Consider the following 21,172-nt stretch of genomic DNA (forward strand, 5'->3'; position numbering starts at 1 on the left):
TTAACTTTTCTCCGGTCTTCGGGTTGTATCTTTAGGAAAGGTAAAACGCGAGTTATGCAACGACGAGAATTCATTAAAGGATCAGCGATCTTAGGACTAACCGCTATCGGTACACCAGCTATTGTCGGTGCCAGCGGTATGTTTCACGGAACATCACAACGACGTATCCATCGAATCTTAAGTGCTGATCGCGTCAACGTTGGAACGTTACCAGTGCTTCGTGCCTTTGCTGGAAATCAGCAAGACTATGTTTCGCCTTACGTTCTCTTTGATGAATTTGGCCCGGTGCATGTCAACCCTGGAGCAGACCCATTACGTGTGGATGCCCACCCTCACGCAGGAGTGACTCCAACCACATATTTCCTTGAAGGAACAGGACATCATAAAGACAGTCTGAATTACGATTTCCAAATCGGAAAGGGTGACTTTATGATGTTCAGTTCCGGAAAAGGAGCCATCCATATGGAAGAGTCTGGACAAGAACTCTACGAAAAAGGAGGTGATTACCACGGATTCCAAATCTGGCTAAACACCCCAGCCATGTATAAGTTTGATGACCCTTCCACTACGGTATTCCGCTATGCGGATATGGATATGATCAACAACGATCAATACAACGCACGCGTGGTTCTTGGTGAACTTTACGGAGCAAAGTCGGGTATCGCCACTCAGAGTCCAGCATTCTATTACCACATCAAACTCAAGCCAGACGGCAGAATCGACATCCCAACAGATCCAACTCACAACGCCTTTGTCTACTCCATCAAAGGCACCTTAGAGGTCGAAGAAGCTCGTCAGCTCAAAAAGAACCAAGTGGCCTTATACGAGCGCGGTGATTCCATCATCCAACTCTACAGCCAACAAGGTGCTGAGTTCCTTGTATTAGGCGGTCAGCCATTGAACGAACCGGTCTACTCATACGGTCCATTCGTGATGAACAACGAAGATCAAATTCGTCGTTGCATCGCTGACTATAGGTCAGGGAAGATGGGAGATCCGGATGCGGTAAATCGCTAGGCCTAAGGCCTATGGCTTAAGCCACTACACAGTTTTGAGACTTAAGCCTTAAGCCATACGCCATACGCCGTGGAACACATGATATTTATCACCTCCCCCATGGCCCCCTCCAACCACCGAAAACCTTAATTTGACGGGAAAGTCCATTCCCATCGATACTTCGTTTACACATATTCGTCCGCGATTTGAGTTTACTGTGCCTTTTTCTGAGGTGGAGGTATTGGAACGTTTGAAGCGGATCAAGGAGAAGTCGGCTGATGAGCTTACTGGGCATTTGATTGACCATCACCTCATTCTAGACATTCCTGTGAACGACCGCCATTATTGGTCGCCTCAGCTAAGCATGCGTGTGGAAGCGGATGAAGATGACCCTTCTAAAACCGTCATCAAAGGCTTGATCGGTCCTCGCCCTTCTGTGTGGACCATGTTTACTTTCTTCTACTTCACCATCGGCGTGGCCGGATTCTTCATTGCCTCTTGGGGTTTCTCGAAATGGATGTTGGGCGAATTCTCTCACCTCATTTGGGCGTTACCTATTGCTATGATCATCAACCTAACTGCCTACCGCGCTGGAAAGCAAGGAGAGAAGTTGGGGCATGATCAGGTGGAAGTGTTGAAGGGGTTTGTCAGGGAAGTACTTGACTTGTGAACGGAAATCGATAAACGATAACCATGGTAATGGCTAAATGTGACTGGGATATAATATCAGTTCTAGATTATAGTTTATAGATTATTGATTCAAACAACACAAAATGCTAAGCCTCCGATCCCTCACCCTCCTTTTCTCCCTTTGTTTTGTTTGTGTATTCGCTAGCGCGGAAACGAAGACGATTCATGTTTTTGTGGCTTTGTGCGATAACGTGCATCAAGGGATCGTGCCGGTGCCGGAGAAAATTGGGAATGGGAAAGATCCTCGGTTGAATTTGTATTGGGGAGCCGGGTATGGCGTGAAGTCTTTTTTCAAGTTGAAGACGGATGATTGGGAACTGGTGAGCTCGCCAGAAAGTGACAACCCATACATTCTGGAACGGGTGCTATTCAAGCATGCTACCCAGGATGTCTATCTGTTGGCCGATGCTTACGATGGAGAACGTATCAAAGACTGTGTGGAAGACTTCTTGCTCGCTTCAAATACGCAGAATACAGAGACGGTTACCTTCAATGGGAGCTCATTGAGTTTCGGTGGTAGCTCAGATTTAGTGTCGTATATCGGACACGATGGTTTGATGGAATTCAATGTAGACCTAGAATACATCGACCCCGTCAGTAACGGGATCGATGTGATTATTTTGGCTTGCTACAGTCGCGATTACTTTTCGCCGGAAATCGAACAAACAGGCGCCAATCCATTGCTGTGGACGACCCATTTGATGGCTCCAGAGGCTTATACCTTAAAGTCAGCCATTGACGGTTGGCTTCTTGGAGAGTCAGGAAAGCAGATTGATGAGCGCGCTGCGATTACCTATCAGAAGTATCAGAAGTGTAGCCTGAAAGGCGCCCATAATCTCTTTACGACTGGCTTTAAGTGATTATTCAATCACTACACGCGTCACCTGAGTTCTTGATTGAATGAGGTAAACTCCACTTGCCAAATCTGATAGATCCAATTGTTGAATTGGGCTCATCGTTTGCACCTGTTGAATCACTTTACCACTAGCGTGGAAAATGGAAATCTGTGTTCCGATTGGAGATTCAATATGCAGTACGCCAGCACTTGGATTCGGCCAAATAGCGAATTCCGCGTTAGCGAGATCAGACTCAGTAATACTCACAGCACAATCTGGAGCATCACTTGCAGCTCCGCCTAAGACGCCTGCTTCAGCCCAACCATTGAACCATTCTCCTCCAGAGAAGTCTGTCCAGTTATTCAAGTTCATGTATTGATCACCGTCTAATGTCGCATTGATGCGGTAGACCTTCACGGCTTCATTGTTGTCATTCCATGTCAATGGTTGGCCTGCTTCACAAACCTCTGGACCGATAGGACCATCACAATTCGGACGAAGGAAATACACGTAATCGTCGTACTCAGGGGCTTCACCATAGCACCAAGCAATCCCTGCATCATCGATGCAGACTGCGGCATATTCATCACAAGCGATTCCTTTCGGGTACACACCGTAATCTTGGTACATACGCGCTAAGAATGTCGTGTGACGACCAGCGCGATCTGGATCATCATAGTGAGTATCGGTAATCGTGTTTTCCATGAACGGAGCCTCGATGAAATCGTTGAATCCAATGGTCATGTATTGATTGTATGGGTCCTCCAAGGCTTCATCGCTGTATACTGTGCCATTTTCTGCAGAGAAGTATGCATCACCCATAACAGCCATTCCTGCTGAGATTCCTCCTACAACTCCTCCGCGAACGTTGAGCAAGTTGTTGATAGCGTCTTCGATGGCTGTTCCGCGCCAGTAGGAGATGTAATCCCACTGATTACCTCCAGCCATCCAGATCGCCTCGGCATTTTGGACTTGCTCGATAACGTATGGATCCTCAGCTGCAGAGGCGTCATTAAAAAGGATGGTCTCTACTGAGTTAATCGTTACACCAAGGTCAGAGAAAAAGTAGTCGTTGTATCCATCTGAACCGCTCGCGCGGAGAACTACGACGTCTCCACCATTGGCCTGCTCAAGGAACCATTTCATGGCCTCGTCGTTCTCTCCTGCACCGCCCATTAGTACGACACCGAAGCTTGGTTCAACATCTAAATCTGCTTCATCTCCTGTGAAGAAGCTCTCGTATGATTGTGCCTGCAGTGCTCCTGAAAGAAGCAACGCAAACATCCATGTGAAAAGTGATTTCGTATTCATCATTTTGCGGTCATCACCGTTATTTCGACTTCTGACATTTCGAGAAGTCCGTTTTCGTTAGCCGAGCTTTCTCCGGGTGAAAATAACACCACTTGTCCTGCGCCGGCCACGCTAAATCCATTATTTGATACCACTAGGGCCGTAGACTCCCCTATTCCAAACACAGGCGTATTTGGGTGATCGTGCATCGCGGTCAGTGCACGATTATATCTGCTGCGTTCAACGAAGTGTTGATCGATGATCGCATGCTGAAGAAGGCCGAGACCTTCTGAATAGATTCCATTATTCGCCTTCAAACGTCGGTAAGTGGACTCATATTCAGGCTCGAGTTGCTGATCGCCTGTGATCATGACTTCGCTCATCACCGCTGCACCAGCGCTCGTACCCGCAATGACACAGCCGTTCTTGAAAGCCTGGTGGAGGTCTTCTTTCAGTCCCCTCTTTTTCACAACTTCCATGAACCGATTTTGATCGCCTCCACAGATGTAGATCAAGGAAGCATGAGGGAGTCCGCTTTTGAGACCTTCACTCTGCTCCAATCCAAAGAAGAAGCTTTCCACCTGTGTACACCCAAGCTCAGTAAATTGCTTGGTTGCGTAGAATGCCGAAGTATCGGGTTCACTACTCGCAGAAGGGATAATGACAATCAAACTGTCTTTTGACGGCATCAAGTCAATCATCTCTTGCACCAAAGACGGAGGTCGTTTTCCTCCACCAATGATAAAAAGACTCCCCTTCGCTTCCGGATCAACGAGTTGAAGGCTTTCGATCGAAAATGCATGATCATCCTTCACTTCATCACTCATCACCGTAGGCGGTTCCGATTCCGCGCAAGCGAAAAGAAAAAAGAGCGAAAAACACACTAATAACTGTTTCATAACTAAAGCCTATAGCCTGAAGCCCAGCGCTTAATCAACATCCCACCATACCGGCTCCTGCATATTTGGAATCGGACTTGGGACATTCGGGTTCAACAATCGTTCATTCTGCGGGTAGATCAAACGCAATGGAATCTCACCACTCGGGTTCGACGCACTCACTCCATTCTCATTCGGATCAAGTTGCGGATACCCCGTTCTGCGGTAATCAACCCACGGTTCAGTTTGCGTGAAGAGGGCAATGTACTTCTGCTCAATGAGTAACTCCAAATCACTTTCAAAGTCTCCGGAAAAGCTGAATTCATTGACAAATTCATCAATCTCTTCTTGCGTCAAGGTGCCGAAGGTGTTGTCTTCAACAGATGCTCTGATGGCGTCTTGCATACTCGCTAGCGCGGAACCGGATTGGTTGTCACGAAGCAAGCACTCTGCCTCAATGAACTTCTGTTCAATGTAAGATACGATCTTCACCGGCGAGTCTGGTGACGCCAAGGCCTCTCCCACTTTACTCTCACCTCCAGTAAATGGGATGATGTCAATGAAGAAATCGAAACGCGGGTCTTGAATACCCATGATTCCGATGAACTCAATGTCGATCACCGCATTCGGTGTAATCTCATAGTACTGGAAGATTGGGTTCGCATCGACATCCGTTCCGAGGTAACCGTATTGAAGGTCTTCGAAACTAGAATTGAAACCGTTTTGAGCTGCCAACAAAGCCTCATTCACCTTCGCTGGATCCACATTGCTTTGATGTAACAGATAGCGCGCTTTCAAAGCATATGCAGATTGAATCCAACGCGAAAGATTCCCTTGGTACATGATATCATCATTCGCCGGAGAGAATACGCTTTCAGAAGCCTGCAAATCTTCAATGGCTTCATCCAGTAATTGATCAATCTGTTCGTAGACGAACGCTTGTGAGTCATAGATTGGCTGGACGTTGTTCGCGTCAAGGGCTTCACTGAAAGGGGCATCTCCCCAAATATCAGTGACGACTCCAATGTTTGCGGCCATCAAGACCTTTCCAACACCGGCATAATGTGGTGCACTTTGTTCATTGGCCTTATCGATCATAATCCGAAGGTTGATCATTGAGCCAGCGTAAAAGTCATCCCACAAATACCCAACGAAGAGCTCGTCTGGATTGTAATTCTCGGTATTGAGTTCCTGATTATTCACCCCTTCGAGGTGCTGAGAAAAGATGTTGGTATAGCGGAACGCTCTTCCTCCCAAAGCCTCAGCCAAGTTGAATTGTGCTGAGGGTAATAGTGTCTCCAACGGCACATCATCAGGCACGTTAGGGTTCTCATTGATCTCCTCCAACTTACACGCTGAGAAGACCATCATCACTGTGAATAGGTAGATTAAATTCTTCATGGCTTTTAGAATGTAAGTGAGAGTTGAACTCCGTAACTACGTGTGTTCGGTGAATTGAAATAATCACGACCGAAGCTGTTTGCCGCTCCAGAAAGCGATGTCTCTGGGTCGATACCACTGTAGTTCGTGATCAAGAATAAGTTTCGAGTGATAATGCCAACGGAAGCACCTTTGATCTTCAGTCGTTCACTCATCTCTTGAGGCATGGTCCAAGTGATTCCTAAGTCACGAAGACGAAGCCAGTTCACTTCTTCGATTCCTTCTTCACTTACTCCCACCAAACCGTAGCGGGTGTAGTAAGACTGATCAAGAGGAACAGCGATAGCATTCGCCTCTCCAGTATTCACATTCACACCTTCGATCACCACTTCCTCACCGCGATTCTCTGTGTCTATGTGGGTTCCGTGGAAACGCATCACGTTGGCCGTTCCATTATACATATCGCCTCCTACGCGGATGTCGAAAAGGAAGCTGAGCGACCACTGTCGCCATCCCAATGTGTTTCTCCAACCCGCTGTGAAGTCAGGGTTAGGATCTCCAATGATCTGGCGCTCACTGTCAACAATTGGGTATCCTTCATCATTGATCAAGACGTTGCCATTGGCATCCCTTGCCCAGGCTGTGCCCATGAGAACTCCATATGGTTGTCCTGAGACCACTGTAGACTGTGTACTCGCCAAACCAAAGCTCGGAAGCGGAAGCTCATCCAATCCATCAATGATCGACACTACTTCATTTCGTAGTCTGTTGAAGTTAATGCTCGTTTGCCAATCCAACTGATTCGCTGTTTTCGCCTCAACTACCGATGCATTTAATAGGAGTTCTAGACCTGTATTTCGAATAGGCCCTGTTCCGTTCAACACTGCCGTTGTGTAGCCTGAACTTGAAGGAATGAAGCTAATGATGATCGGATCAGTAGTCTCGCTTCGGTACCAAGTCACATCCAGTCCGAGACGATTCTCGTAGAAGCGAAGGTCTGTTCCAAACTCAATGGTTTCCGTTGTTTCCGGACGTAAATCTGGGTTTCCGATAACACTGTTTGGTTCATAGGCCAAGTTTCCTTGTACGGGAGCAGCCGCTTCGAAGAAATTCGAGGTGAGGTAAGGACTTGGAGCCCCATTTCCAACACTCGCATAGCTTGCTCTGAGTTTTCCGTAGCTGAACGCTTTCGAATCAATATCAAAGGCATCCGTAAAGATGAACCCAAGGTTCACCGACGGATAGAAGAAACTGTTGTTGTCAGCTGGAAGATTGGAGAGCCAATCGTTCCGGCCGGTAAGGCCTAAGAAAAGGAAACCTTTGTAACCAACATTCGCGTCAACATAAGCACCCACTCCACGCTGACGACTCAAGAAATCATCGGCAATCACGTTAATGATATCGACGTTTGAGATGTCGTAGAAATCGGGAATGATGAATCCAACTCCATCAAGCTCTACGTCTGTAGTCTCGTAGTTGAAGTAGTTATGTCCTGCAGTAGCCGAGAACTCCCAATCTTCCCCAAAGTACTTTGAGTACAGGATGAAAAAGTCATTATTCAAGTTCCGCTGCACGGTGGAAGCATTGTAGATACGTCCGCCTAGGTCACGGTACTCTGCCGAGCGCGCATCCCAATATGCTTTTACTCGTTGATCGTAGAAATCTGTACTGATACGATTGACAATGCTCAGGTTCTCTGTCAGTTCAAGACGAGATTCAAAGCTAGCGATGACACGTTCAACATCTTCCCGGTTGGCGTTCTTGTTGACACTCCAATACGGATTGTCATAAACGCTATGGTAAGTGCGCTGGGTTCCATCTGGATTCGAATAGGCCAAAGGCTCATCTACTGGGTCTTCAAAACCGTTTGTCATATCGAAATCGGCCGGGGCACGCATCAAACCAAGCATCACCCCACTGAGGTTTGAACCGCGTTGACCGCGATCAGAACCAGAACGGATGTAGTTGATATTGGTCTGGACGAATAGCTTTTCCTTCCAGTTCGTTTTACCTGTTAATCGCAGGTTCGTTCGTTCGTAGCGCGTATTCGGAATGATACCACGTTGCTGGCTATTTCCAATGGAAACAAGGAAGCTCGAGCGCTTATTTCCTCCTTCAAAACTGAGGTAGTTATTGGCTGTGATTCCTGTTTGGAAGAAGTTCGGTGCATGCTCGAAAGATTCACCCGAGATGGCTGGTCCCCATGAGAACCGAGTGCCTTCCACGAATTCATCGAATTCCCCTTGTCCGAACGCCAATTGCGCTTCAGGCAGCTTATTCACCTGATCAAAGATCACCGTCGATTTGAAGTTAATCTTGGTCTCTTCTCCCCCACTTTTGGTGGTGATGATCACTGCTCCATTCCCGGCTCTCACCCCGTAAAGTGCCGATGCTGGTCCACCTTTCAACACGGTGATGCTCTCGATATCATCTGGGTTAATATCAATCGCACGGTTTGATTGGTCAGTGAAGTTCGAACCGCGGTAGCTATCATCTACCGGAACGCCATCAATGACGTATAACGGTGCATTGCTACCTGAGATTGATTTGTTACCACGAATTCGCACTGTGGTGCTGGCACCTGGTGAACCTGAAGAAGAGGTGACGCTTACCCCGGCTACTTTCGAGTTGAGTGAGTTCATCACATTGATCTCGCCAGAGCGTTGAAGTTCTTCTTCTTTTACTTCGGTCACTGCATAACCGACTTTACGCTTGTCTTTTTTAATACCAATCGCTGTCACCACTGCCTCTTCGAGGAGGAGTTGTTCAGGAGCCAAGGCCACGTTAATCGTGTTCGATTCCGCGATAGCGACTTCTTTAGAAGCATAACCAATGAACGAGAAGACGAGCTTACCGCTCTTAAACTGCTCATCGGTCACTTCGATTTGATAGCTTCCATCCAGGTCAGTGAAGGCACCTTTGTTTTCGCCTTTGATCACCACCGTTACTGCTAGTAGTCCTTCATCGGTCTCACTATCAGTCACTTTACCCGAAATGGTTTGTTGCGCTAACGCGGAATACGACCCGGCCAGCAACAACGCTCCCATAAGGAAGAAAGTATGTAAGGATTTCATTTGAAAAGGGATTTCTGAATCAATTCATTTCATTTCGCCTAGCGGCGGAATCGAATTAGATCTCAGCAATCGAAGATCGGTTGGAGGCCGATCAGATGCGCAGGTTTACATGGAGTGATTGTCAACTGCATACATCAATATTACGAGTTCGAAGTTTAGCGCGCAAGTGGTAACGCAAAATCGGTTTGTCCTTTTCAAACTGAACCCAAGAAATAAGAGGTATGTAGTCATCCATGGAAAATTGACCTACACACACAAAGTCAGTCCTTGATTTATTGCCTTTCAAAAAAATCCTTGAGAACTTGAGGCAGTTGTTGGTGCTCAGGTGGGGGTGGGCCCTGAGATTTTCACCTTCAACGAAACTGATACGGTGATTCTATGTGTTAATCCCTAAGTTTGAGCAGACATCAAACGGCTATGAAACACCTAGGAATTTCAGGAGGAGGAACCAAGATCTCTGGCCTCTTCGGAGCAGCGGAATACGTCATGCGCGACCGCCAATATCAACCAGACATCATCTCTGGAATTTCTGCCGGTGCCATCCTTTCCCTTCCCATGGCTTTGGGGAAGTACGATGAGATCAAACAGCTCGTGCTAAACCTCGAGTTTGACTCTTTCTTCAGTGAATCACCTGTTTCTAAAAATGGTAAAATCAGGCTCTGGAATGCCTTCAGTAAAATCTTAAACGGACGATACTACCTTGGTGTCCAAAAGAACCTAGAAAAGACCTTAAGTACAGTCATCACCTTTGAAGAATTTGAAGCGTACAAGACGAACGATAAGCTCCCAATTTGCATCGTAGGAACGGTTGATTTCTACACTGGCAAACGATTCTACTTCAACCTCAAAGAGCTCACCTATGATCAAATGCTGAAGATGGTGAATGCCTCTGCCAGCCTACCCATCTTTACTCCGGGTGTTTTACTCAAAGGACCAATCAAAGACTTTGAAGGAGAAGGAAGCAAGAACGACCAACTCTTACTCTTCGACGGAGGCGTTCGTGATCATAGTCCGAGTGCGAAGGTGTTGTCGAGTAATAAGTACGACATCAAAGAATCAGCTACGATCTATAGTCGTCCGGATGATCCGCATGACTTTATCGACCACACTAGCTTCCAACCTTCGAACCTCTTAACCATTCTTGAACGCTATGTCGTTATCACCAATAATGAGATTTCTAAGAACGACGAGCTCATCGAGCAACAGGTGATGGAAAACAAGGGAATCAAAGATCACGGGACGGTCTTTTTGCCGAGAATTACACAAGGAGTATACGATATCGATCAAGCCAGATTGAAGGCACTTTATCAAGGGGGGATCGCTGCTGCAGAGGCCGTTTGGTCGCGTGAATTGTTCGTTTAACACTAAGCCAATTCAACGTAATCTCCTGGGAATCAATTGGCAAATTTTGCATCCAAAAGTTTGGTATGCATTCAGATTTTACCCTATGTTTGGTTCTAACATTAAATGACTGCCGCGTTTGCCTGTGGTAGTTCGAACATAAAACTACACGCGATGAAAAAAGCAATTTTTCTATCCCTGCTTGGGTTATGCATGATTCTATGCAACACCAAAATTCAAGCTCAAGAATCTCCTTCTGACTCTATTCCCATTATCGAAGTTCGAATGAACAACGGTGAAGTGTTTACAGGAAAAAAAGTCGAAGAGACAGATACCCAACTCATCATTCGCTCAGAGAACGGAGACCTCTATTTGGTGAAGAGTAACATCAAGAGTATTTCGCACTTGCCCATGGGTTTCAAGTATTCCTTCCGGACGCCCAATGCCACACGTTACTTCTTTTCTCCAAGTGCGCAAACGCTGCGTAAAGGTCAAGGCTACTATCAGAACATTATGGTTTCCGGGAACTTCGTCAATGTAGGTGTGACCGATCATTTATCTCTCGGAGGCGGGTTTGAATTTATATCTACTGTATTAGGAAACCCGATCCTTTTCTTCACACCGAAAATTGGAACCCAGGTAGCAAAAGACTTCCACGTAGCTGCCGGAGTCATGTTAATTCGAGTGCCAGAGAATTACTTTGTAGGCATCGGTTATTCGAGCTTCACTTATGGAAACGACGAATCGAGTGTGACCCTCAGTGTCGGCATGCCGTTTACCCAAGACACCTTCGCTGACTACCCAGTCTTTGCGCTCTCAGGAATTCACAGAGTTTCCAATTCTATCTCCCTAGTCTCTGAAAACTATATGTTGACCATAAACAGCCGAGAACGTGTAATCAACGCAGATGGCACTGGCGACTGGGAAGATGTACCCGAACCTATCTATTTCGGTATTCAGGGGATACGAATCATGAGCAAAAGAAACTCTTTTGACATTGGAGCTATTGTCAGCAGCGAGTTTGATGGAGATCTTCCGGCATTGCCATTCATTGGTTATGCACGGCAATTCTAGTACCCGTTTAAATGAAAAGGGACGCTTTACGGCGTCCCTTTTTTAATTGATCATATCGATGAAGTCTTGCTCTGAAATAATAGGAATCCCCAAGTCTTCGGCTTTCTTCAGCTTACTGGGTCCCATCTTGTCACCAGCCAATACGTAATCTGTCTTCTTAGAGATAGAACCTACGTTCTTCCCGCCATTTGCCTCAATGGCTGCCTTAATCTCATTGCGTGAATACTGAGTAAAAACGCCTGAGACTACGAAGCTCTTTCCTTCCAACAATGCGCTTGTTGGACCTTCACTTTCTTCAGCTTCGAATTGCAATCCGGCTTCTCGTAGTAAAGCAACAATTTCTTGGTTTTTTTCTTCTGCGAAGTATTCAATAACACTTTCCGCAATGCGGTCGCCGATCTCATCTACGGCAACCAATTCCTCCAATGATGCAGCTTGGAGCGCATCGATGGTCTTGAATTCTTTCGTCAGTTTCTTTGCCACCGTCTCTCCAACGTATCGAATACCTAATGCGAAAAGTACCTTAGCAAACGGACGTTCTTTCGAAGCGGTCAATCCTTCAAGAAGCTTTTCTACTGATCGCTCTCCCATGCGCTCGAGGGGAAGAACATCTTCTGCTTTGAGCTGATAGAGTGAAGCTGCATTCTTCAGTAGGCCGGCTTCCCATAGTTGGTCGATGGTCTCTGGTCCGAGTCCATCGATATTCATCGCCTTGCGAGAGATGAAGTGTTCCATGCGCCCTTTGATCTGTGGTGGACAGCCCGTTTCATTCGGACAGTAATGCTGAGCCTCTCCTTCCTTGCGGATCAACTCAGTACCACATTCAGGACAATGGGTGATGTAAACATGCGGCTTTGAATCAGCAGGACGTTTCGATAGCTCCACGCCTGTGACCTTCGGAATGATCTCCCCTCCTTTCTCCACGTATACGTAGTCTCCCTCTCGGATATCGAGCTTTTTAATTTGGTCAGCGTTATGAAGTGAAGCTCGTTTCACGGTGGTTCCTGCCAGAAGCACAGGTTCAAGATTCGCTACCGGAGTGATTGCTCCAGTTCGCCCTACTTGGTAGGTAATTTCATTTAAGCGCGTTAATGCCGCTTCGGCCTTGAATTTATAAGCGATGGCCCAACGTGGCGACTTCGCAGTCATCCCAAGACGCTCTTGTTGGTCGTATTGGTTCACCTTGATGACAATCCCATCAATTTCGAAAGGCAGCTGATGACGGTGCTCATCCCAGTATGAAATGAACTCCATGATGCCATCTACTGAGTTCGCTTTCCCGATGTATTTCTTCGCCGCTGGCGGAACTTTGAAACCCCATTCTGAGGCATGTGTCAATCCATCGTAGTGATTGGTCACGAGTTGCTCCGGTGCATAAATCGAATACAGCAAACAATCCAATTGACGCTCTGCCACCAATTTAGAGTCTTGGTTCTTTAGTGTTCCAGAAGCGGTATTTCGCGGATTGGCATAGAGCTCCAATCCGTCAGCTTCACGCTGTTTATTCAGCGCTTCAAACTTCTCCAAGGGGAAGAAGATCTCGCCGCGAATCACAAAAGAAGATGGCCAAGCGTCTCCTTTCAATTTCAATGGAATGCTTCGAATCGTTCGAACGTTTGCAGTCACTACTTCTCCCGTCTCACCATCACCTCGTGTCACCGCACGAACGAGCTCACCATTTTCATAAGTCAATGAAATCGCTACACCATCGTACTTGAGTTCCATAACGAACTCCACTTCCTCATTTTCAATGGTCTTCTCAAGGCGTGCAGCCCATTCCGAAATCTCTTCCTTGCTGTATGAATTTGAGAGCGAGAGCATCGGGTAACGGTGCGTGTACTTCTCAAATTTTTCTGTGATGTCTCCTCCAACTCGTTTCGTTGGAGAGTTTTCGTGAGCTAATTCAGGATGCGCTGACTCAAGCTGTTCGAGCTCTTTGAGCAGCATATCAAAGTCGTAGTCGGAAATACTTGGGGTGTTGAGCACATAGTACTTATGGTTGTGCTCTCTTAGCTCTTCTGTGAGTTGATCAATGCGTGCGCGGGCCTGCTCAGTATTCATTTTTGACATCCTTGTTTCCGATCGCCCGAATCGCCTTTCCGATTCGGATCTTGACCTTTGCAAGGTAAACTACTGACTCGTAAGTCGCACGAATTTCTTGTGGAGTATTTAGCATAAATCGATACCCCACGCCTGCTCCTACTGAAAGCCACCAAGACATGTGGTGATAACCAGAAGAGGAGAATTCAAGAGGGTTCACAGGAACTTCTTCTACCAAGGTGAACTTCTCTTCAGCATTCTGTCCGAGAATATTCACTCGTCCGGTTCCAACATGAACGGTACCAGACCATTCCCATTTAGGATTGAAGAATAAGACGCGTTCAAAATAAAGACTAGCGTAGCTGAAATCTAGATTGGCTCTGCCAACAAGGCTATCTTCAGGAGTTACAAAATCAACTCGCTCTACGTCGTTCGAGAAACCGTAGAATCCGATACCGATGCGATTGACACGCTCATGCTCAATCCCAATTCGGAATCCCCCGACCGGCACAGAACTGCCATCTACGAAGGAGTTTCGTCCGTCAAAGACGAAATCAAGCTTATACGTTTTGAATCCTTCCCCCAGGTATTTTGGTCCATTAATCAACCACACTTCCTTATCTACCTGCCCTGTGGCAAGTAGCGGAAGCATCGTTAATCCTAGTATCAGTACCCTTATCATTTTCACGGCGCGAAGATAGTACTTCGCATGCTACTGACACCCAAACACTTTGCCAGGTTTATTTTCCCTTGAGCAAATTGACCGTTACGGTGGCCAATTCATTATTCGGATACCTTGAGCTGAATTGAGGGTCAGCGTGCAAGCCACTTTCTTCGGCGATCTTCAAAAACACTTCTGGTTCTACGATGTATTGGTCAGAGAATGCGTGCGTTGCATCGTATGCCGTTGCTGGCGTTCTTCCAATGTTTTTCGCTACCGTGGAAGGGTTCACTGTGTGAAGTTCAATGACGAGTAATCCGAAACGCTCTACGTAGGGCGCCCACTTTCCGAAGTGCTCATTCAAGTTGTCTTCCACCATGTTGTTCGGAATACGACGTCCGCGATGGGCGAAGGCACCTGTGGAAGCGCTCACGCGTTCCGCGCTAGCGACAGAAGGATCACTCCAAATTCGATTGTGATCAAGGAAGGTACGCACGTTCAACAATGAGCTGAGCTCGATACCGTAATTCTCTTTGAGGTCATTGGCGAGCAAATCAGGTCGACCAATGTCTCCCCAAACCACTTTTGCCCAGATATCAGACTTGATCAAGTTGGCTCTAGTGATCTTCAAAGCAGCCTCATTGTAGTCAGCGCCCACCAAGAAAAGCGGATGCTCGTCTAGCATTTTACCTCTGGCTGTTCGTTGCTCAATCACTTCGAACAAGTGCTGTATGAACGCTCCATTTCCACACCCCATATCGAGGATTCCCTTAGGCTGTTCATCGATCGGACGATCAAACAACTGGATGACTACCTCATCAATCTTCTTGAAATAAGTAGAGTGCGCACCACCGCTTCCCCAAACATTCATAGCACGGTCAACGTGTTGCTCTGCTTCTCCTTCAGCTACATTTCTCAATTTCGCCGGATCTCCGAAGATCATCTCATCTACCTTTCGAAACATTGGAATGTATGATACAGTCACGCCATAGGCAGCAGCGCGTTGAGCAAAGAACAATCCCTTGTCAGTGAACTGGAAGGTCTCATTCTTTTCCGTGAACCAACCAAGGTGTCCGAAGAACGAAAGGAGCTTGTAAAAACTCTCTGGGTGTTCGTGGTATTCATCGGCACGGAATGACGCCTCCATGAAATACTTGTGGAACATCCCTCCCATCCCCATATGAACGATGGTTGGTCCAATCAAAGCTCCTTCAATATGCTTGAGCACTTGCTCTTGAATCGTTCGCTCTTCCGCGTTAGCGCTAAATTCAATACCATAATGATCGCGGTAACGATTGCAAATTCGCTCCATTACCGCAAATGCCTCAGGAGAGAATTTCCGATGGTGGTAATTCTCTGAAATCTTCATCAAATGCACCACATCTTCGTACAAATGAAAGTGTGCGAAAGCGACTTTCGAATGAGCGTTTACATGGTATTTGATTTGATCGCTGGCATTGTCAATCTCTTGTTCCATCCAGCCTTGCGAACACAAAATGCGCAAAGCGGCATTGATGTATCCCTCGTTGGCGTTGAATTCTTCAACCACCTCCGATAAAGAAACTGTGCCTCTTTGAAGAAGGTATTGATCAACTCCTTTTTGATGTAGCGCATAGGCTACTGGTGCCGTCGCGATGCCGTCGAGATGACGAAAAATCTCGCCACGATAAGTCGACTTCTGAGCTTTAGTTAGCATAGGGTGTTTGTTCAGTCTCTGGAAAAATACGTACAATTTTGATGGAAGGTTCCGCGAAGACCAATCGAATAACGATCTTCGAATCGATGGACATTCTTACCCATACCATTAGTGGAACAGCTGCAGGAGTTGTGGTGGCTTCTTTTTCGAAAGGGAGCCTTGCTCAACGTGCCGGGATTATCTTGGTTGGAACCATCGCAGGAGCTATTCCTGACCTTGATGTGATCTCGAAATGGTCTGGTTTTGACGGCACTTTTGGAAAATGGTTCGGCCTAACTCAAGCCGGGAATGACATTTATTTCGATAAACATTGGTACTCACATCATGGCGCCCTGCATTCATTTACGTGGGCTCTCTTGATTCCTTTTTTCTTTCTATCCCTGCGCTTCGCTTGGAAACGAGGGGTGCGTAAAAAGCAAGTAAGCTACCTCGAATGGATGAAGAAGAACACCATCTTCTTTGTAGCCTTTACCTTGGGAATGACCTTCCATTGCATCGAAGACATGATCACCCCTCCACTCACCTGGGGTGGCGTCGCCTTCTTCTGGCCGCATCCTGAATACATCGGTGGTTGGGGAAAAATCTGGTGGTGGAATAACTACGATCTTTTCTTAATTGTACTAGCTTCCATTGGTCTCAACGGTATCATTTTAATTGCAGCAAAGTGGTTCGGACTGAAAGCGCGTAAGTTGACACCATTCGTTCTACTCGCAGCGATTATCCTCTTCACCTATCAAATAAATGACCGTCCGATCAGCTTCGGAAACGACGGCGAATTACGCGGGTATGATAGCTACAACGATGCCTCGAAATCTTACCAAAAAGAGCTACTCCATCCAACGGTTTATCGATGGATGGAAGGGGTGGATGAGGCGATGCCGGTACCTTTTTGAGAGGCGTTAGGCGTTGGGCTTTAGGCGTTAGTTTGTGGACAGTGGACAGTGGACAGTGGACAGTGGACAGTGGACAGTGGACAGTGGACAAATAAACCGAATATCTAATCAGATTTATTCCCTTGAACGTGTGAACATACTAACGCCTAAAGCCTATAGCCTAAAGCCTCCCAGATCATGTTAGATCCGGCGTCCGGCGTCCGGCATCCGATTTGTGACCAACTACAACTGGGAATTATCCCGAATCACCTTATCCGCCTTAGGCGGACTGATCATGCTATCCAGCCGAAGGCGAACTAATCATGCTATATCAGGCGTCCGGCATCCGGCATCCGGCGTCAGAACTTCCGCTTCTGACTTACTCCTAAAATGAAGGACAACCTAACGTACGAAATCGACCGCGTACTTGACGCTTTCCGAACCTCCTTCTTCGGTATTTGCGTTTTGGTTGGTCTTCGTCGATTACTGGAACGCAGACTTCGTCTCCGCGTTTGTCTTTCATTACCGTGTTTTTCTTGGTTACAGTGACCGTTTCTTTCGCCGGTTTTTGTGGTACTGTTGCTTGCGCTAGCGCGGAAGGCATAAACCCGAAGATGGCGATGACCGAGGCGGCAGCGAAAATGATTCGTTTGCGAAGGGAGCGTTTCACAAGATGTTGACCAGTGAGTTGATCGCGATGGGCACTCACACAAAGGTGGTCTTCAGTCTCAACCAAGTGTTGGATTTGCTCGTCGTTCATGTGACGAATGTCTACCACCTTGTTTTGACATTGACCGCAGAAATGTCCTCCTTCCACCTTCTTCATATGAAAGGCCTTGAGCGGACAAGGGTTCTCAATACGGAGCATAGTTTGTTGTTTTCGGTAAGCCGTACAACGGCATAATTAAGACGGGGATGTTTGGGGTAAGGTTGCACCATCTTTTAGGCTTATGGCCTATGGCTTAAGGCTTAAGTCGGTGGACGGTGGACGGTGGACGGTGGACGAAATTCAACATTCCGCGATCCGCATTCCGCATTCCGCGATCCGCATTCCGCATTCCGCATTCCGCGATCCGCATTCCGCATTCCGCATTCCGCGATCCGCATTCTGCAATCCGCAATCCGCAATCCGCGATCCGCGATCTGCTTTCCTTATTTTCGTTGCATGATCATTGGCTACATTCTCGTTGCACTCTTTATTTCTTGGATTTGGGTGCACTACTACCGAAGCATTGACATCTATGAAAGGGATAGCCTTATTTACTTTCTAGTGGCTTTCTTGATGGGCTGTGCTTCTGTGGTTTTTGTTTTTGTAGCTCACGCCTTTTTGCTGAATGAAATTGGTTGGCGGATGCATGGGGGCTTCTTTAATGACCTGATGTACTGCATCTTCCAGATAGGATTATTGGAGGAAGTAGCGAAGTTCATTCCCTTCTTTATCATGCTGAAGATGCTACCGAAAGTGATCGATGAGCCGGTAGATTATCTCTCATTTGCAGCCACTTGTGCATTGGGGTTTGCAGCGGTAGAGAATGTGATGTACTTCACGTCAAGTGGTCCTGAGATCATATCTGGACGCGCGGTCCTTTCGGTGATTGGCCACATGACTTGGACCGTTTTCGTGGCCTATGGATTCATGCGACAGCGGTTCAAAAAGCCGAAACCTTCGATTTGGGAGATGTTCGGTTTCTTGATGCTGGCGGCTACCGCCCATGGTATCTATGATTTTGCTCTAATGTGGCAAGGGTTTGAAGGCCCTGGCTATTTACTAGCCATAATCTTCTACTTACTCTGCATTTCTGCCTATGCACGAATGCTCAACAATGCATTGAATAATTCACCTCACTTCCATTATAGTCGATCGATTGAATCATGGACTGTTGCCCTCAGAATTGTGGGGTTCTATGTCGTTCTTTTCGGAATACAGTCGTTTTTGGTCTTCGTAGAATTTAATACTAACAATGCCTTTTTCTCCTTTTTAGGCTCCATATTCACCACCGGAATCATCATTGCCATTGCCGCATTAAGATTAAGTCGGTTTAGACTTATTCGGGGAAAGTGGTTTCGGATACGATTCAATTTCCCTTTGAATAGGAAGTACAGCCTATCGCTGTTTCAAGACTACAATGTCAACATCAGGGGTGACTCACCGGTAGAAATTGCATTGAATGCACTCATCGGAAAACAACAACCCATTCGGCCTTTTGCACGAAAGAAAGTATACCTGCGCTACCAACGAAACATTGAAATTCTCGAAAAGATTTTCCTGAAGGATCATGACTCGATGTACGTTGCCAAGGTCTATAACTCTTCAGGAAATCAATTCGAAATGGTTTTGATTCGTCCGAGATTGGGTAAGAGTTTCATTGCTGATACTCACCCTATCGTGGCCGTTCACAAGATTGATGGAAAGCTTCCATTGCATCCTGAGAAAATGACTCACAAGCAATTCAAGTTTATTGAATATGGGGTGATTCTTATTTCTTGATGATACGTTCGGTTTCGAAGTGTTCACCCTGGCGTAAAACCATCTGATAGATCCCCGTTTCAAGGTCAGAAAGGTTGAGCTGAAATTGAATCTCACCTGCTCCTGAGGCGACTACTTGGGTCTCTTTGACCTTCCTTCCTGCATTATCGAATACGGAGACATAAACGAATTCATCAGGAGTTAGATTTCGCCATTGAACGGTTCCAAAGTTATCCGTAGGATTTGGTCCGAATAGACCGTATTCCACGGTTTCTTCATCCGTTAGCTCGTACATGGGTCCGTCATATTCTGAATACACACAAGGACCAAACAATCCGTAATAGAACTCTTCTTCGAATCCATCTTCGAGGCTGGTTTCGAGCATCAGATCACCTGATGAATAGAGCTGAAGCGTTGAGTTTTCCCAACCGTCACCTCCTGAATCATACATGGTGATTCGGTAGCAAGAATCAGGGTTCCATTGGAAGTAACGGGCATTGTCCCATCCTCCCCAACAACAATCATAGCCGTAGCCATCTGCCGGGTTTTCCATTCGGAAAGAGATAGAATCTGCTTCAGACTGAAAATTGAGGACTAGGGTTTCACCGTAGAGCCAAACAAGACAGCTACCGTCGTCAATATTTGCTTCGGGATTATACTCTACATAGAAATCCTGTGTACATCCATACACTGGCATTCCATAGCAGCTTCCATCGTCATCTGTAGCCAATGGATCGTAATTCTCGGCCTCAGGATTCGTACATCCTAAGATCTCGAGCTCGTCACAAATTCCGTCATTGTCAACATCAGATAAACAGTTATCTGCACAGTCATAGAATTCCTCTGGGTAGAGACATATTCCTTCATCCTCGAGCAGCATAGGATCGTAATTACATGCTTCGGAATCCGTACATCCCCATAATTCCTGTGTTTCAAAATCGGGATCGAAGGATACCCTAACCATGACAACATCATCCGGCACCCAATTGGTCCCATCCTCTTCGAAGTATACACCATCTATCCAATCGTGAGATATAGCCCTCAGCACTTGAAGCTGGCTATTCCCATCAGTCGCAACACCGGTGTAGTAGATCTGATATGGACTAAGTTCAACGGCCTCGTCAAACGCAATGTCAATCCATTTCACTTCATCAATTGAGATGTCGGTTTCGTTTAGATCATCTGGGTTCAATAAGGTGCTTCCTTCCGCTACAACCTCATTCCATTGAGAATATACTTTGACCTTTACCTCTGAATATGGAATCCCTCCGGCAAGCGCCACACGCATCCCATAGGCAGTAATATCCTCAGGAACAAGTGTGTAAGAGGCATAAAACTGCTCTCCAGAACTTGGAGGAATCTCAGGATACAGACTGTTTACCTCGCCATGATCGCGGCCTAAGTCATATTCTGTAATGTGGAAAGGTCTAATAATAGAATTATCGCTAGGGTCGTCATCCATGCTTTGACTAATCACCGTCAGATCAGCAAGGTATTGACCTGGATTCAATGTCATCGGAATCTCAACACTCAAGGTATCATGTTGGCCTGGAGCCAAATCAATTGGATCTGATAACCCCATAACCGCACCATCAATACTAAATTGGAGCTGAACTCCTTGTTGAACTTCATCACCAAAGTTGGCTACTGCCAAATGGGGGATCATGTTATCAAGAACAGTTGCAGGCATGGTTCCGAAAGAACCATCTACATAATAACCTTCTGACCATTCGTCAACTAAGGCATATCCGGTTTGAGCTAGTTGTGCTGAAACGGTTATGGCACAAAGCAGACCGATTAAAGAGAGGAGCGTTTTCATAGTACAAGTTTATGTTTTCAATAACATAGACGTGCAAAGTCTACCCAGTGTGAGGTCC

General features: G+C 46.5%; 16 protein-coding genes. 7 read left to right on the top strand and 9 right to left on the bottom strand.

Annotated elements, in window-relative coordinates; genetic code table 11:
• The first annotated feature begins 54 nt into the window (after positions 1–54).
• The 3 genes from RA156_RS10680 (at position 55) to RA156_RS10690 (ending at position 2,546) form a co-directional block, all read left to right on the top strand.
• The gene (locus RA156_RS10680; protein ID WP_306640045.1) at positions 55–1,017 is read left to right on the top strand and encodes a pirin family protein; all 963 of its coding nucleotides are present in this window, start codon (positions 55–57) and stop codon (positions 1,015–1,017) included.
• A 130-nt stretch (positions 1,018–1,147) separates the two neighbouring features.
• Positions 1,148–1,666 (top strand): hypothetical protein, encoded by a 519-nt coding sequence (locus RA156_RS10685; protein WP_306640046.1) that lies wholly within the window; start codon positions 1,148–1,150, stop codon positions 1,664–1,666.
• A gap of 103 nt (positions 1,667–1,769) precedes the next feature.
• Positions 1,770–2,546 carry a hypothetical protein gene (locus tag RA156_RS10690; RefSeq protein ID WP_306640047.1) on the top strand — a complete coding sequence of 259 codons (777 nt, stop codon included), beginning with the start codon at positions 1,770–1,772 and terminating at the stop codon, positions 2,544–2,546.
• Here the strand turns inward: RA156_RS10690 and RA156_RS10695 are convergent, their stop codons facing one another.
• The 4 genes from RA156_RS10695 to RA156_RS10710 are packed head-to-tail and all read right to left on the bottom strand — an operon-like array spanning position 2,547 to position 9,144.
• Positions 2,547–3,836: a T9SS type A sorting domain-containing protein gene (locus RA156_RS10695; protein WP_306640048.1), complete on the bottom strand. Its 1,290-nt coding sequence runs from the start codon at positions 3,834–3,836 to the stop codon at positions 2,547–2,549.
• A complete protein-coding gene (locus RA156_RS10700; protein ID WP_306640050.1) occupies positions 3,833–4,711 on the bottom strand; it encodes a cyanophycinase in 879 nt (292 codons plus the stop codon). Before RA156_RS10700 ends, RA156_RS10695 begins: the two co-directional genes overlap by 4 nt.
• Before the next feature lie 30 nt (positions 4,712–4,741).
• The gene (locus RA156_RS10705; RefSeq protein ID WP_306640051.1) at positions 4,742–6,091 is read right to left on the bottom strand and encodes a SusD/RagB family nutrient-binding outer membrane lipoprotein; all 1,350 of its coding nucleotides are present in this window, start codon (positions 6,089–6,091) and stop codon (positions 4,742–4,744) included.
• A 5-nt stretch (positions 6,092–6,096) separates the two neighbouring features.
• Positions 6,097–9,144, bottom strand: coding sequence for a SusC/RagA family TonB-linked outer membrane protein (locus RA156_RS10710; RefSeq protein ID WP_306640052.1), 3,048 nt, complete (start codon positions 9,142–9,144; stop codon positions 6,097–6,099).
• A gap of 417 nt (positions 9,145–9,561) precedes the next feature.
• Between RA156_RS10710 and RA156_RS10715 the strand changes: the two genes are divergently transcribed.
• Entirely contained in the window at positions 9,562–10,506 is a 945-nt protein-coding gene (locus RA156_RS10715; protein WP_306640053.1) for a patatin-like phospholipase family protein, read from the top strand.
• Positions 10,507–10,659: 153 nt separating this feature from the next.
• Positions 10,660–11,559 carry a hypothetical protein gene (locus RA156_RS10720; RefSeq protein WP_306640054.1) on the top strand — a complete coding sequence of 300 codons (900 nt, stop codon included), beginning with the start codon at positions 10,660–10,662 and terminating at the stop codon, positions 11,557–11,559.
• 42 nt (positions 11,560–11,601) lie between these two features.
• On the opposite strand, the gene ligA is transcribed toward RA156_RS10720, so the two are convergent.
• Genes ligA through RA156_RS10735 form a run of 3 tightly spaced genes read right to left on the bottom strand, consistent with a single transcriptional unit; the run spans position 11,602 to position 15,956 of the window.
• Positions 11,602–13,620 (bottom strand): NAD-dependent DNA ligase LigA, encoded by a 2,019-nt coding sequence (gene ligA, locus RA156_RS10725; RefSeq protein ID WP_306640055.1) that lies wholly within the window; start codon positions 13,618–13,620, stop codon positions 11,602–11,604.
• A complete protein-coding gene (locus RA156_RS10730; protein WP_306640056.1) occupies positions 13,610–14,287 on the bottom strand; it encodes a hypothetical protein in 678 nt (225 codons plus the stop codon). Before RA156_RS10730 ends, ligA begins: the two co-directional genes overlap by 11 nt.
• Before the next feature lie 52 nt (positions 14,288–14,339).
• Positions 14,340–15,956 (bottom strand): class I SAM-dependent methyltransferase, encoded by a 1,617-nt coding sequence (locus tag RA156_RS10735; RefSeq protein ID WP_306640057.1) that lies wholly within the window; start codon positions 15,954–15,956, stop codon positions 14,340–14,342.
• 86 nt (positions 15,957–16,042) lie between these two features.
• On the opposite strand from RA156_RS10735, the gene RA156_RS10740 reads away from it, so the two are divergent.
• On the top strand, positions 16,043–16,849 hold the full coding sequence (locus RA156_RS10740) for a metal-dependent hydrolase (protein ID WP_306640058.1): 807 nt from the start codon (positions 16,043–16,045) through the stop codon (positions 16,847–16,849).
• A gap of 364 nt (positions 16,850–17,213) precedes the next feature.
• On the opposite strand, the gene RA156_RS10745 is transcribed toward RA156_RS10740, so the two are convergent.
• Positions 17,214–17,696 carry a hypothetical protein gene (locus RA156_RS10745; protein ID WP_306640059.1) on the bottom strand — a complete coding sequence of 161 codons (483 nt, stop codon included), beginning with the start codon at positions 17,694–17,696 and terminating at the stop codon, positions 17,214–17,216.
• Between the two features lie 297 nt (positions 17,697–17,993).
• Between RA156_RS10745 and RA156_RS10750 the strand changes: the two genes are divergently transcribed.
• Positions 17,994–19,316 carry a PrsW family intramembrane metalloprotease gene (locus tag RA156_RS10750; protein WP_306640060.1) on the top strand — a complete coding sequence of 441 codons (1,323 nt, stop codon included), beginning with the start codon at positions 17,994–17,996 and terminating at the stop codon, positions 19,314–19,316.
• On the opposite strand, the gene RA156_RS10755 is transcribed toward RA156_RS10750, so the two are convergent.
• Positions 19,306–21,114, bottom strand: a complete 1,809-nt coding sequence (locus RA156_RS10755) for a T9SS type A sorting domain-containing protein (RefSeq protein ID WP_306640061.1) — start codon at positions 21,112–21,114, stop codon at positions 19,306–19,308. The two genes, RA156_RS10750 and RA156_RS10755, sit on opposite strands and share 11 nt — an antisense overlap.
• Positions 21,115–21,172 lie beyond the last annotated feature (58 nt).

It is taken from the genome of Sanyastnella coralliicola (assembly GCF_030845195.1).
Lineage (GTDB): Bacteria > Bacteroidota > Bacteroidia > Flavobacteriales_D > Sanyastnellaceae > Sanyastnella > Sanyastnella coralliicola.

Bases quoted from the DNA above. Each gene is read 5' to 3' on its own strand.
- RA156_RS10715 (WP_306640053.1), top strand. From the start codon at position 9,562: ATGAAACACCTAGGAATTTCAGGAGGAGGAACCAAGATCTCTGGCCTC.
- RA156_RS10720 (WP_306640054.1), top strand. From the start codon at position 10,660: ATGAAAAAAGCAATTTTTCTATCCCTGCTTGGGTTATGCATGATTCTA.
- ligA (WP_306640055.1), bottom strand. From the start codon at position 13,620: ATGAATACTGAGCAGGCCCGCGCACGCATTGATCAACTCACAGAAGAG.
- RA156_RS10690 (WP_306640047.1), top strand. From the start codon at position 1,770: ATGCTAAGCCTCCGATCCCTCACCCTCCTTTTCTCCCTTTGTTTTGTT.
- RA156_RS10735 (WP_306640057.1), bottom strand. From the start codon at position 15,956: ATGCTAACTAAAGCTCAGAAGTCGACTTATCGTGGCGAGATTTTTCGT.
- RA156_RS10740 (WP_306640058.1), top strand. From the start codon at position 16,043: ATGGACATTCTTACCCATACCATTAGTGGAACAGCTGCAGGAGTTGTG.
- RA156_RS10705 (WP_306640051.1), bottom strand. From the start codon at position 6,091: ATGAAGAATTTAATCTACCTATTCACAGTGATGATGGTCTTCTCAGCG.
- RA156_RS10680 (WP_306640045.1), top strand. From the start codon at position 55: ATGCAACGACGAGAATTCATTAAAGGATCAGCGATCTTAGGACTAACC.
- RA156_RS10710 (WP_306640052.1), bottom strand. From the start codon at position 9,144: ATGAAATCCTTACATACTTTCTTCCTTATGGGAGCGTTGTTGCTGGCC.
- RA156_RS10700 (WP_306640050.1), bottom strand. From the start codon at position 4,711: ATGAAACAGTTATTAGTGTGTTTTTCGCTCTTTTTTCTTTTCGCTTGC.
- RA156_RS10750 (WP_306640060.1), top strand. From the start codon at position 17,994: ATGATCATTGGCTACATTCTCGTTGCACTCTTTATTTCTTGGATTTGG.
- RA156_RS10755 (WP_306640061.1), bottom strand. From the start codon at position 21,114: ATGAAAACGCTCCTCTCTTTAATCGGTCTGCTTTGTGCCATAACCGTT.
- RA156_RS10695 (WP_306640048.1), bottom strand. From the start codon at position 3,836: ATGATGAATACGAAATCACTTTTCACATGGATGTTTGCGTTGCTTCTT.
- RA156_RS10745 (WP_306640059.1), bottom strand. From the start codon at position 17,696: ATGCTCCGTATTGAGAACCCTTGTCCGCTCAAGGCCTTTCATATGAAG.